This is a genomic window from Ochrobactrum sp. SSR (assembly GCF_030067775.1).
Classification (GTDB): Bacteria; Pseudomonadota; Alphaproteobacteria; order Rhizobiales; family Rhizobiaceae; genus Brucella; species Brucella teleogrylli.
This window is the reverse complement of record NZ_CP125971.1, coordinates 48,662-61,018: the sequence shown is the minus strand read 5'-3', so window position 1 is coordinate 61,018 and position 12,357 is coordinate 48,662. Positions and strand designations below refer to the sequence as shown.

The window sequence follows — 12,357 nt, the reverse complement described above, 5'->3', positions numbered from 1 at the left end:
CGAAAGAAACTCATTACGGTCACATTCGACCTGTGCACTGGCTCCGTCACCCAAATCGCCTCTAGCAGAATTTCTGGAAAGGAAAGATGATGCCAAGAATTGCATCGCTTGCATTCGTAACTCTCGTCGCCCTGACCCCTGCCGCAATGGCTCAGCAACAGGCACCACAGCCCCCGGCCAATTCTGCGCCAGCGGCTCAGCAACCTTCAACAGCCCCAACCATACAGACTGTATCTGTGGTAGATATCAAGGAACTGCCGGCTGAAAGCCAGAAAGAGGTTCAAGCCGTAGTCGAAAGACGCAGCGCCGATGACCTCACCAAACTGCGCACATCAGTGAAGACGTTCCCCGAGGCGCGCGACGCCCTGCAAAAGAAAGGCATGAACGAACAAGATGTCATTGCAGCCAGTCTTTCTGAAAATGGCGCTTTGACGCTGATTACAAAAAAAGGCAAGCTAACAACTTGCCATCGGAAGCAAAAGTCGGGCCGGAAGGGCCGGCTTTCAAGATCAAGCCTCTGCAAAGCCGATCCGCAGCGTCGCGATATCATCATAATAGACGATATGGCCGTCGCGGATGATAATTCCGCAATCACAATGATGCTGAGATTAACCGACAGTTCGTCTATCAGCTTGCGATCATTGTCATCACACCGCTCCAACGGATGTATTTTGAAAACCAGCCGCAGATGTTGCGGAGCCGATGCTGCAAAGCTATCAAGCACTTCAGTTATCCGACGCGCATTGTCCCACCCTCGGGCGGAGCGTTTCAACTGGGTATCCTGTGAAACCTGCAAAGCCACCACAAAATATTGACCGACACTGTGCTCCAGCAGGCGGTCGATGATTGCGCTTCGATTGTCCCCAAAGCCAACGGCTAAAATTTTTGATCCAGCGGGGCAACTCACGGAGTATGCCGATATCACGGCGCATAAGCTGCCGTTGTCTGCGCTTTCCACAAAGCGTTACGGACGCGTAATATAGCCCACCATAGATACACATAGCGGAGAAATGACCCCGATTGGGAGGGTAAGCATCTTCAAGATCAATTCGGAATCTGCGTGGCGGAAGCTGCCCGGCAATTGGGGAAAAGGCGTTGTTTGCTCCGAATTCCAGTGTGATCGCACCGGGGCGGATATATCTCTTCTTCAAGAGATATCACGACTATGTTCAGTTGCGCGGCCACTCGGCGCGTGATGATGTGAACCGGACGTTCTGAACCGAAGAGAACCATGTGCGTGATGTTCTGTGTGCTCGCTTGAACAAGCAGCCAGTCTTCGAGACCATCTATACCGCCCGTGTAAACGCGTGTGCCGTTTCGTCGCCCGGAAAATAGCCGATCACCCGGATTGAACAACACTTGAATGCAATGATAGCGTAATTGCGTCAGATATCTCCGAAGCAGGCGGAACGCAGGCCCAACCGGTCCTTGTAACAGGAGAACCCTTTGCCACGGCGCGGGCTTTTGCTCGTCTATGGGATCAGCCCGCACAATGTTTGTCTTATTTCTTGCGCGATAATTCACATCGGCGAGATTGCATCCAACAGGATTGCCCCTCGCCCTTGTCGTTTGTCGATTTAATGTTGGTCCAATTCTCTTTTTATATTGGTAGAAGCATAACAATTCGAAGGCGATAGCAGAGCTGGCAAGGCGGACAGGCCTCACTAAAAATGGCGATCAAAAATCGAGCTTTGTTTCACTATTTGGCAATGCAGATAAAAATGACCCCCAACGTTCTTTCCGTCAGGGGCCTCATGATTGTAAAAACTGCTATTCAGCAGGCTGCGCCGAACAGCGCTCGTCGACGGCCAACGTTGTACGCTCGCCAGACAAAGCCCTCTGTCCTAATCCGACGATTAAAACGGTCGTCACAGTTGCAACAATCGACACCCAGAAGCCGTACGCAGCACCAAAATTATCGACGACCCAGCCCGCGATGAACGCACCGAGCGCCATCCCGATACCGATCCCCGTCATGACCCAGGTAATACCTTCAGTCAGCATGCTTTCCGGCACGCGGCGTTCGATGAGACCGAAAGCTGTGATGAAAGTCGGCGAAATGGCTATGCCGCTGACAAAGACAGCCACGGCCAGTAGAGCGACCGACGAGCTTGCAAACAAGAGCGGCAGGGCGGTGATTGCAAGGACGCTAACCGCAATGAGCAGCTGTAGCGGCAATTGAATTCTGGGTTTGAGCGCGCCTAGCGTCAGACCGACCACAAAGGATCCGATGGCGTATACACCAATAACCAAGCTTGCCATGTTGGGCCGGCCAAGCTCCCTGGTGATCGCGACAGCACTAACTTCCGCTGTGGCGAAAGTCGATCCCACGAATATCAAAGCCAGGGTGATAATTTGAACCGAACGAAGCCTGATAGCGGAACGCTGCGAAACATTTTGCTCAGGCATACGGAGTTTGGGCTCTGTTGAACGCTGAGCGAGAAATGCTATGGTGCCAACAGCGAGAAAGACCGTGCTGATCAACATCCCGGCCTCTGGGAAAAGAGCTACGGTCAAGCCAACCGAGAGCGAAGCGCCGGCGATATAGACCAATTCATCGGCAGCCGACTCAAATGCAAAGGCGGTGTTCAACTCTGGTCGGTCACGAAAAATCTCGGTCCATCGTGCCCGTACCATCGCGGATATGCTTGGCATTGTTCCGGCCAAAAAGGCCGATACGAATAGGGTCCAGTTGGGCCATTTTTGATTGGCAGCCAAAATCAGCGCCGCGAACGCAACCACCGAAACAATGGTTACCGGTCCTACGACGGCCCGTTGCCCAAATTTGTCGACAGCCCGCGATATCTGCGGCGACAGAAACGCGTTGGTCAAGGCAAAGGTAGCGGAAACTGCGCCACCCAGCCAATATTCGCCGTGCGTCAGAGACAGCATCGCGACGATTCCGATTGGAGCCATTGCCATTGGAAGCCGCGCAAAACCCGCAGCGGCGGAAAAGCCAAGCGCGCCGGGCGCGCTGAATATCTCTTTATAGGGGTTGGACATGGACCTATTCCTTGATGCAAAGGTTTTTGCCATTTACATACGTGACGTATGTCAATTGATTACTTGATACGTGGCGCATGTCAACTAATATACGTCACGTATGTGAAAACTGGAGAATAATGTGCGCAAACCCCGTAGCGAAATGATTGCAGAAACCCGGGAAAAGCTGCTGGCCGCGGGACGGAAGGCATTCGGTACAGTGGGCTATGCCGATGCCTCAATGGATGACTTTACGGGCGCAGCCGGTCTGACCAGAGGCGCGCTTTACCACCACTTCGGCGACAAAAAAGGCCTCCTGCAAGCTGTCGTCAATCAGATTGATGCTGAAATGACCGGCAGGCTTTGCGCGATTTCGTCCCGCGCCGCGACACCTTGGCAGGGCTTTGTCGATGAGAATGTCGCCTATGTTGAGATGGCGCTGGAGCCGGAAATTCAGCGCATCATGTTCAGAGACGGTCCCGCGGTGCTAGGAGACCCGTCCGGCTGGCCAAATGCCAATGGCTGTATTGCAACAGTCGCCCGCAGTCTCGCGGATCTGCAAAAGGCTGGTATTATCGTAGACATTGACCCGGAAGCTGCCGCGCGCCTCATTAATGCAGCCAGCAGTAGCGCTGCCCAATGGATTGCCAATGCAGAAGACCCGCAAGTCACCTCAAAAAAGGCTGTGCAGACATTTCGCACTTTGCTGGAAGGGCTTCTCATAAAGAAGGAAACGCTAGCGCCTGAAGCCAAAGCTCGTTGATGCGATGGCATGCATGTTTCGCAGCCTTTGATAAGCCGCTATCGATTTAGAAAAACTTGTGCCGTTACCACCAGACAGTCAGGACTAAAGTTCGATCTGCGTCTCTATACGATGGAGCATTTTTCGCATTTTCTGGTTTTCGGCATTGAGCTTTTCAGCCAGCTGTCGTTTTAGTGCAGCATTCTCGGCCTCAAGCGCTTGCAGTTCATCCAGAATATCAAGTTTCGCTCTCGGAGATGGTTTTGCCTTTACCGGCTTGGCAGCAATTGGCTTCAAGTGACGGCGAGTATTTCGCTTTTTACCTTCAGGCGTTGCCGAGACGGGAGCGGCGATAGCCGGAAGCGTTTCGGCTTCTTGCGGCGACGCGATTGCTTCCAAGATCACCGGCTCAACAATGGCTTTCCCCTGTGGGGTGGGTTCTTGGATGGTCTCAGCAGGCTTGCTGTCAGTTTGCGGGATAGCGGGCTTTGACGGCTCGGCTGCGAGCGGTGCCTTGACATCCTCATCCACTTCAAGGGCAATCGATTTCAGATCAAGGTTGCCCCAAAGAGAGTTGCCGCTCTTGCGCGCACGCCGGTTCTTATATTCAACCACAACATTGCGGATTGGATTCTTCATCCGAAAATAGCTTTCTCGATCAAATTCCATGGAAGTGTACGACAGGTACTGCGCTCTACCTATATATTTCGGGGCCCGTTTTCAACAATCAATCCGCCTTCACAATAGATCGCTCGCCGCATGTCTTTGGATGGCATCTCTTCACAAATTGTCAAAGTAATGGCACTTATGGTTGCATTAAGCATTGTCCCATATATTCGGCACCCGGAAAGCTTACCCGAGTATCAATTCAGGAGAAACTGAACATGGCTGATGAAACCATTGTAGAAGCAAACCAGACCGCTGCCGCAGAGCCTGCAAGCAGCAAGCCGAAAACCCGCGCACCGCGCAAGAAGGCCGAGCCTAAAGCAGCCGCTGCAAAGCCTGCGGCGAAGGCAGCCAAGGCTCCCAAAGCTGCCAAGAGCGCACCCAAGGCCGCTGCAGCTGCTGCAGCACCAGCTGGTCGCAAGGTGAAGAAATATTCGCCAGCCGAACGCGCTTCTATTCTTGCCTCCGTTGAAAAGGCTACCAAGGGTGGCAAGGTCACGTTGAAAGCTGCATTGCAGCAGGCTGAAGTCAGCGAACAGACCTATTACAACTGGAAGAATGCTGCTGGAAAGACCGCAGCACCGGCTGCTGCCAAGGCATCGTCGAGCGACGATCTCAAGGCGCTTGTTGCACTGGAAGCTGAAAACCTCAAGCTGCGCAAGGAACTGGCTGCAAAGCTTCGCTCCGAAAACACCGAATTGCGCAAGCGTCTCGGCAAGGCATAACAAACAACCCACTTGGGGCAGCCCCTGCCCCAACCCGACCATGACAAAAAACAGGTGACCCGCCGGAAAGCGGGCCACCTGTTTTGGTTTGGGACTATTCCTTGTGTTCCGGCCAGCCGTAACGATCGTCCAGTGCATCATACCCTGCAAGTCCAGTGACAGCACTGAACTCTGCATATGATACCATGGCGCTTGCGCGATTATGCGGTGTTCCTTCTGCCTTCAACACATCAAGTGTGTCTCGAACGGCTTTAACCGCAGAGAAAAGAGCAGAAAGCGCATAGAAAGCAACGTTGAAACCAAGCTCTTCCAGGTCCTTTGCGCTGAGTGCGGTGGTCTCGTTGCCATCAACAATGCTGACAACCTTGGGACCTTGCACGCCCTTGGAAACCGCCTCAACTTCAGCGATCTTCTTGATACCATCGACAAAAACGAGATCGGCGCCTGCATCCTGATAGAGTTTTGCACGGCGAATGGCTTCGTCGATGCCCTCGCTCTGGATTGCATCCGTCCGCGCTATCAACAACATGGGATGCCGGCCGCGCGCTTCGACAGCGCAACGCAAACGACGAATGTTTTCCTCTGCGGGAATGACGCGTACGCCCGTCCGCTGGCCGCATCGCTTAGGCAGTTGCTGGTCTTCAAGATGGATTGCAGCAACGCCAGCCTGAATATACTCTTCAACCGTTCGCCAGAGATTGGCGGGGCCACCGTAACCGGTGTCAGCATCAGCAATCACAGGAATATCAACCGCCCGGACCATGTCACGCGCATGCGTTGTCATTTCCGTTTGCGACAGCAGGCCGATATCCGGCAGACCGAGCCGCGAGGCCGTCGCCCCAAAACCCGTCATGTAAATGGCGGGAAATTGTGCCATCTCAACCAGACGTGCAGTCAATGCGTCGGCGGCACCCGGAGCCTGAAGCAGACGACCCGATTCAATATCAGCTCTCAATTTTTCAGCTGTGTTCTTCATTATGCTATCCCTGTTAGCGACCGCCGGATACGTCTACGACAACACCGGTGATATAGGACGCCTCTCCAGACAGGAGCCAAACCGCAGCATTTGCAACTTCAGCGGCGGTGCCAAGCCTTTTGAGCGGAATCATATTGGCCATCGCTTCAATATTGGCGGGATCGGCAAAAACGTCCTGCTGGATTTCCGTGTTGATGACGCCGGGCGCCAATGCGTTAACACGTGCCTTCGGCGCAAGCTCTTTGGCAAGTGCGACAGTAAAGGACGCAATCGCACCTTTGGTGGTTGCGTAAACGATATTGCCAACCATACCGCCGGTGCGCGCGGCAATCGAAGACAAATTCACCACGGAACGATCCGCACGACTGGAAGGAGCGCGAATGAAGGCGCTGGAAACATAGAAAGCGCTCTTCAGATTGACCCCGAGAACACGGTCGAGTTCCGGCTCGTTCATATCTTCGACAGTCATGCGCTGACCGATGATACCCGCATTGTTCAAGAGATGGTCAACACCACCAAGCGACCCGACAAGCGCGTCCATGGCGGCTTCAACGGATGCGCGATCCGCAACATTGACGTTGGCCGTCAGCACGCGTTCGCCGTGAACTGACTGACATTCAGCAAGCCGCTCAGCATTGATGTCCCATACCGCAACTTTCGCGCCGAGACCGACCAGCTTGTCGGTAACGGCGCGCCCGATCCCGATGCGCCGCCGGTAACCAAAACCGTTCGGTCAACGAAATAACCGGAGCCGATGTTTGCCGATTGTGATTGCTGCACTTCTATCCTCCCGCCACAAAGGGCGTCATGTTTCATTCGGCGGCAAGAATGACCAGATCGGTCCGATTGTCAACTAGGGTTCTAGTTTATGTATGGCACTTGTGCGTACTTCTTTTCCAGTCTATAGGTGCCGCCGAAAGGTGTCGCGGAGGGCGACATCAAAGCTTAGGGAGGAATGTCATGGCGGATGCTATCCGTGCTGACGGCGCTCAATTGAATACCAGTCTACGCGACCGGACGATCCGCAAGCTCAACATGCGCATTGTCCTGTTCTGCTTTATTTGCTTCATCGTGAACTATCTGGATCGCGTGAATATCGGCTTTGCCGCACTGCATATGAACGAAGATATAGGCCTGACGCCTTATATGTTCGGCCTCGGCGCGGGAATTTTCTTCATCGGCTATCTGGCTTTTGAAATCCCCAGCAACATGATCCTGCACAAGGTCGGTCCGCGCATCTGGATCGCCCGTATCATGGTCACCTGGGGCATTGTCTCCTGTGCGATGGCCTTCGTGCAGGGACCGACGTCCTTCTATATCCTGCGTTTTCTGCTCGGTGTAGCCGAAGCTGGTTTTGCGCCAGGCGTACTCCTCTATTTGACTTACTGGTTCCCAGCCAAAGAGCGTGGCCGTGCGACGGCCCTCTTCATGGCCGCAACCGTATTGTCGATTGTCATTGGCGCGCCCATTTCGGGCTGGCTGATCGACGCTGGTGAAGGCCTGTTCGGCCTGCACGGCTGGCAGGCGATGTTCATCCTCGAAGGATTGCCCGCAGTCCTGCTGGGCATTATCACGTTCTTCTATCTTGTCGATTCACCACAGAAAGACAGCAAATGGCTGGATGCGGACGAACGCGCCTGGCTTCTGGAACAGCTTGCCGCTGACGAAAAGAACGCCCAGCCCGATACACGCCATAGTCTGCGCGAAATCTTCAGCGATTTACGGGTTTGGCTCCTCACGTTGGTCTACATGTTCAACGGTATCGCCGTGTATGGTGTGATTATGTGGCTGCCGCAGATCGTGAAGACTTTTGGCCTGACCACCCTGCAGTCTGGCTTTGTCTCGGCCATACCGTTCATTTTCGCGGCACTCGGTCTGGTCGTCATTTCGCGCAGTTCCGACCGCACCGGCGAGCGCAAGATTCACACGGCCATTGCCGGCCTGTTCGGCGGCCTATTCCTCGCAGCCAGCGCGCTTGCGCCCAACCCCTATCTGGGCCTGCTGCTGCTTTGCATCTGCGCGTTCTTTCTCTGGTCCTATCTCGGTGTTTTCTGGACCTTGCCGACACAGTTTCTCACCGGTGCAGCAGCAGCTGGCGGTCTGGCTGCAATCAACGGCTTTGCACAGATTGGCGGCTTTACTGGCCCCTATATTGTGGGCTGGGTCAAAACGGCGACCGATAGTTTTTCTATCTCGCTTCTTGTACTTGCAGTATTTCCGATCATCAGCTTCTTCCTCTGCATGAGCTTGAAAGCGAAACGCGACTAGACCACATTACCGGCAGCGATCTTGAACGCGCTGTCGGAAATTCTTTGAGGAGACCGTGTACTGGCATGACAAAGCCGAAAACGCCCCCGCGCAAGAGTCTTGTCCCGACGATCGCTGATAAAATACGCGCGGCTATTGTCGACGCCGAGCTCGATTTTGGGGAAAACCTCTCCGAAGACACTCTGGCCTCTGCATTTGAAGTCAGCCGAACGCCTGTGCGTGAAGCGCTCAATCTGTTGCAGATGGAAGGGCTGGTGATCATCGTCCCAAAATCCGGCACCTATGTCTTCACGCCGACGCTGGAAGACATTGCCGAACTTTGCGACTATCGCGTTGGATTGGAAAAGCAAGCGATTGCGCTTACGCCCCAAGAATCGCTTCCGCTGGCGGTCAGCGAATTGCAGAAGCAGTTGCAAGCCATGACCGAGGCCATCGATCGTGGCGACATGCAGGCTTATGGCCGCGCCGATACCGCATTCCACCTTGCCTTCTTTCATCACTGCGGTAATCGCTATCTCAAAAATGCTTACGATCTTATTCTAGGCCGCGTGGCATCTTTGAGAACTCATCTTGCCATTCGCGCAGAAGGTGAACCGGACCGCTCCTATAAAGATCATGCGCATATGATCAGCCTCTTTGCCGAGAACAAGCGTGACCGACTCTCCACGATACTGGCTGCGCATATTCTTCGCACCAAGGACAATTATCTCGACGCTTTTCAAAAGCTGTCAGCCAACGTTGCTGGTGGAAGGGCTGCACGGCTTCGCCGTCGTCTGGCGCTGACGGAATAACTCTCACCTCAGTTTCGGGCTTATTGAGAATGGCGCTACAGCGCCATTTTTGTTTTCCAGAACGTAAAACTCAATCGCATGCCGACGCCGCCTCCACAAAATAACAAAATGCGCTTCACGCGTTATGTGACAGGCAGGATTTAACGACATAAAATCTGATACATCAGATATTGACATATCACAAAATAGGCGGCTATTTCTTTAAGCGAGGAGTTTCAGGGAGATTTGAGCTTTGGATTCTGCAGGCATTAGCTCTCAAGCCGATTAAGCTGAGAAATCTCAGAGACCATGTGCATGACAGCTTGCGGGAAGCAATTATTTCCGGTCGGCTGAAATCCGGCGAGAAATTGAATGAACGTCAGCTTGCAGCCGATCTTGGCATCAGCACCAGTCCGCTCAAGGAAGCGCTGAGGCAGCTTGAGGGCGAAGGGCTGGTTCGAACGGAATCGCGTCGCGGTACCTTTGTCTGCTTCAGCGAACGTCAGGCGGAAGAGATGATGCTGGCGCGCGCTGCGCTGGAAAGCATCATTGCGCGGCAGGCTGCAAAACACGGAAGCGAGGAAGCCTTTGATTTTCTTCGCGCCACCATTGAGGAAATGCGCGCGGCGGTCGAAACCGGCGACGTCGATGAATTGATTGAACTGAACGAGAAATTTCACGACGGCATTCATGAAGCGTCCGGTTGTGAATATCTGCGACGACTGCAAAACGCTCAGCGCATGTATGACCATGCGGCCCGGGTCACGGTGCTGTCTCGCGACGACGTCCGGCGCCAATCATTCAACGAGCATGAGGCTATCATGCTGGCGATTACCAAAAGAAACGGAGATTTGGCCGAGCGATTGATGCGTGAGCACATCGTAAAGGCAGGGGAGACGCATATCGAGCTGGTCTTCTGACCAGCCTATTGGGAGGAAACAATGGATCTAGCAGGCTATCGCCAAGTGCTTCGCGGCATTTCGGGCGTGCATGCAACCGCTTATGACGCACAGGGCGAAATCGACCCGGTGCTGACGGCGAAAATCGTTTCGCGTATCGCCGATGCGGGCGTTCATAATATCGTCAGCGGTGGTAACACCGGTGAGTTCTACAGCCTGACGGAAGACGAAGTTATTCGCCTGCAATCGATAGCGATTGAAGCTGCCGCCGGTAAGGCAGCGGTCACAGCTGCTGCGGGGCGTTCGGTACGTGAGGCCATAAAAGTGGCAAAGGCTGCCAGCGCGGCAGGTGCCGACGGCGTGATGATCCACCATCCGCTCGATCCCTTCGCGGCCCCGCATGCGCAGGTTGATTATTTTATCGCGATTGCTGAAGCGATTGATCTACCCATCGTCGCTTATATCCGTTCTGACCTGATCCCGCTTGATGAAATGGTCAGGCTCGCCACCCATCCGAAAGTTGCAGGGGTAAAATTCGCATCGCAAAACACGATGCTTTTCTTCGAATGCTGCCGGGCGACAAAAGGCATGGACGCGACCTGGATTTGCGGTCTCGCGGAAAGCTGGGCGCTGCCTTTCTACGCGCTCGGCGGACGGGGCTTCACTTCAGGACTGGTCAATGTCGCACCGCAGCGTTCGCTTGCTGTTTGGAATGCGTTGGAGGCCGGTGATTACGACCGCGCGCGATCGGTCGTCGAAAGCATCGCTGAATTTGAAACCATGCGCACCAAATACCGCAATGGCGCCAACGTTACGGTCGTCAAGGAAGCCTTGCAAATTCAGGGGCTTGCCGTGGGTAAGGTCCGGCTTCCCGGATTGCCGCAACTCGAAAAGCATGACCGCGAAACGCTCCAGCAGATTGTCGCGGTTTGGGAGACAGATGGCTTAGTCTGACAGATGAAATCAGGGCGTCCTGACAGGGAGAAGATGGGCGCACCGCAGAACCAAAAAATGGAGGAGAACATGAATAAGGGAATTTCACGCCGTACATTCATGGCGGGGGCCGGGCTTGCAACAGGCATGGGTATCATGCTGCCGAAACGTGCTTGGGCCCAGTCGGCTAAACTGCCATCATCGCCCGTTGCGCTGAATGTTATCGATGCTGCGGGCAACCTCGCTTTGACCCAGCCCATATTTGATAATTTTGCATCCGAACAAAAGGCGCTTGTTTCGCGCTTTACTTTCAATAAAGCGCCAGCGCCGGAACTGCCGGGCAAGATCAAGGCCCAACAGCGCGCCAACCGCATCGATATCGATCTGGTCATTGTCGGCCCAGACGCGCTCTCGGCAGGACTTGCCGATGATATCTGGACCGACATCATCGCCTTGCCGGAAAACGGCCTGCCCAAGCTTCAGGACATCTATCTTGAGCCAGCATGGCGCATGCAGGAAATGTCGAAGGGCAAAGGCGTGGTGGTGTCCTACTACCCGTCGGGACCGCTGCTTGAGTACCATCCCGACAAGGTCAAGACCGCGCCAAAAAACGCTGAAGAACTTTTGGCCTGGACAAAGGAAAATCCCAAGAAGTTCATTTATGCACGTCCGGCTAATTCAGGCCCGGGCCGCACATTTCTGATGGGGCTCCCCTATCTTCTCGGCGACAGCAATCCAAAAGACCCGATCAAGGGCTGGGATAAAACCTGGGCCTATCTGAAGGAACTGCACAAGAACATCGAATATTATCCGGCAGGCACTGGCGCCCTGATGAAGGAACTGGGCGAAGGCACCCGCGACATGACGGTGACCACCACCGGCTGGGATATCAATCCACGTGCACTGGGCGTGGTGCCGAAGGAAATGGGCGTCAGCAAGCTCGACGGTTTCCATTGGGTTTGTGATGCGCATTATTTTGCAATTCCAAAAGGCGTTTCGGAAGAGAAGATCGCCGTCCTGATGGAGTTTATCAAGTTTGCGCTGAAGCCGGACCAGCAGGCTTATTCTTACGATGCTGGTTATTTCTATCCGGGCCCAGCCGTCAAAGACGTTACGATCGAGATGGCGCCGAAGGAAAGCCAGAACATCATAGCTGAGTTCGGGCGGCCCGAATATGCCGAGTGGATCGCCAACAACCCGATTGAACTTCCACTTGAACCCGAGGCGCTCGTCGCAGCATTCCGGCGCTGGGATGAAGAGGTCGCGGCCAGCTAAGGCCTTCGTTTTAAAGCGCATCCTTTCCAAAAACCGTTTCACACTTTTCGGGATGCGCTCTTAAGCGGGTATTTCCAGGCGAGCCACATCGGCTCGTCTGGAAGCGCCCATGATCGCCAAA

12 protein-coding genes are annotated in these 12,357 nt (G+C 54.2%); 7 read left to right on the top strand and 5 right to left on the bottom strand.

Annotated features, from left to right (window positions below):
• Positions 1-280: 280 nt before the first annotated feature.
• Entirely contained in the window at positions 281-805 is a 525-nt protein-coding gene (locus QLQ11_RS17730) for a hypothetical protein (RefSeq protein ID WP_371836080.1), read from the bottom strand.
• 965 nt (positions 806-1,770) lie between these two features.
• A complete protein-coding gene (locus QLQ11_RS17725; protein ID WP_121537938.1) occupies positions 1,771-3,003 on the bottom strand; it encodes an MFS transporter in 1,233 nt (410 codons plus the stop codon).
• 121 nt (positions 3,004-3,124) lie between these two features.
• Between QLQ11_RS17725 and QLQ11_RS17720 the strand changes: the two genes are divergently transcribed.
• Positions 3,125-3,745, top strand: coding sequence for a TetR/AcrR family transcriptional regulator (locus tag QLQ11_RS17720; protein WP_283735296.1), 621 nt, complete (start codon positions 3,125-3,127; stop codon positions 3,743-3,745).
• An 84-nt stretch (positions 3,746-3,829) separates the two neighbouring features.
• Here QLQ11_RS17720 and QLQ11_RS17715 read toward each other — a convergent pair whose 3' ends face one another.
• Positions 3,830-4,255, bottom strand: a complete 426-nt coding sequence (locus QLQ11_RS17715) for a hypothetical protein (protein WP_283735297.1) — start codon at positions 4,253-4,255, stop codon at positions 3,830-3,832.
• 353 nt (positions 4,256-4,608) lie between these two features.
• Between QLQ11_RS17715 and QLQ11_RS17710 the strand changes: the two genes are divergently transcribed.
• On the top strand, positions 4,609-5,115 hold the full coding sequence (locus QLQ11_RS17710; protein ID WP_121537897.1) for a transposase: 507 nt from the start codon (positions 4,609-4,611) through the stop codon (positions 5,113-5,115).
• Positions 5,116-5,209: 94 nt separating this feature from the next.
• On the opposite strand, the gene QLQ11_RS17705 is transcribed toward QLQ11_RS17710, so the two are convergent.
• Positions 5,210-6,091 carry an oxaloacetate decarboxylase gene (locus QLQ11_RS17705; protein WP_121537998.1) on the bottom strand — a complete coding sequence of 294 codons (882 nt, stop codon included), beginning with the start codon at positions 6,089-6,091 and terminating at the stop codon, positions 5,210-5,212.
• 13 nt (positions 6,092-6,104) lie between these two features.
• Positions 6,105-6,767: an SDR family NAD(P)-dependent oxidoreductase gene (locus tag QLQ11_RS17700; RefSeq protein WP_371836079.1), complete on the bottom strand. Its 663-nt coding sequence runs from the start codon at positions 6,765-6,767 to the stop codon at positions 6,105-6,107.
• A 284-nt stretch (positions 6,768-7,051) separates the two neighbouring features.
• On the opposite strand from QLQ11_RS17700, the gene QLQ11_RS17695 reads away from it, so the two are divergent.
• From QLQ11_RS17695 to QLQ11_RS17675, 5 genes are all read left to right on the top strand, one after another.
• Positions 7,052-8,359 (top strand): MFS transporter, encoded by a 1,308-nt coding sequence (locus QLQ11_RS17695; RefSeq protein ID WP_121538002.1) that lies wholly within the window; start codon positions 7,052-7,054, stop codon positions 8,357-8,359.
• A gap of 65 nt (positions 8,360-8,424) precedes the next feature.
• Positions 8,425-9,150 (top strand): GntR family transcriptional regulator, encoded by a 726-nt coding sequence (locus tag QLQ11_RS17690; protein WP_121538004.1) that lies wholly within the window; start codon positions 8,425-8,427, stop codon positions 9,148-9,150.
• A gap of 290 nt (positions 9,151-9,440) precedes the next feature.
• Positions 9,441-10,049: a GntR family transcriptional regulator gene (locus QLQ11_RS17685; protein WP_121538071.1), complete on the top strand. Its 609-nt coding sequence runs from the start codon at positions 9,441-9,443 to the stop codon at positions 10,047-10,049.
• Positions 10,050-10,070: 21 nt separating this feature from the next.
• Positions 10,071-10,982 carry a dihydrodipicolinate synthase family protein gene (locus QLQ11_RS17680; RefSeq protein ID WP_121538006.1) on the top strand — a complete coding sequence of 304 codons (912 nt, stop codon included), beginning with the start codon at positions 10,071-10,073 and terminating at the stop codon, positions 10,980-10,982.
• A 99-nt stretch (positions 10,983-11,081) separates the two neighbouring features.
• Positions 11,082-12,236: an extracellular solute-binding protein gene (locus QLQ11_RS17675; RefSeq protein WP_235858945.1), complete on the top strand. Its 1,155-nt coding sequence runs from the start codon at positions 11,082-11,084 to the stop codon at positions 12,234-12,236.
• Positions 12,237-12,357: the final 121 nt, after the last annotated feature.

Excerpts from the sequence above, each read along its gene's own strand:
- QLQ11_RS17710 (WP_121537897.1), top strand. The coding sequence starts at position 4,609 with ATGGCTGATGAAACCATTGTAGAAGCAAACCAGACCGCTGCCGCAGAG.
- QLQ11_RS17690 (WP_121538004.1), top strand. The coding sequence starts at position 8,425 with ATGACAAAGCCGAAAACGCCCCCGCGCAAGAGTCTTGTCCCGACGATC.
- QLQ11_RS17675 (WP_235858945.1), top strand. The coding sequence starts at position 11,082 with ATGGCGGGGGCCGGGCTTGCAACAGGCATGGGTATCATGCTGCCGAAA.
- QLQ11_RS17680 (WP_121538006.1), top strand. The coding sequence starts at position 10,071 with ATGGATCTAGCAGGCTATCGCCAAGTGCTTCGCGGCATTTCGGGCGTG.
- QLQ11_RS17695 (WP_121538002.1), top strand. The coding sequence starts at position 7,052 with ATGGCGGATGCTATCCGTGCTGACGGCGCTCAATTGAATACCAGTCTA.
- QLQ11_RS17725 (WP_121537938.1), bottom strand. The coding sequence starts at position 3,003 with ATGTCCAACCCCTATAAAGAGATATTCAGCGCGCCCGGCGCGCTTGGC.
- QLQ11_RS17705 (WP_121537998.1), bottom strand. The coding sequence starts at position 6,091 with ATGAAGAACACAGCTGAAAAATTGAGAGCTGATATTGAATCGGGTCGT.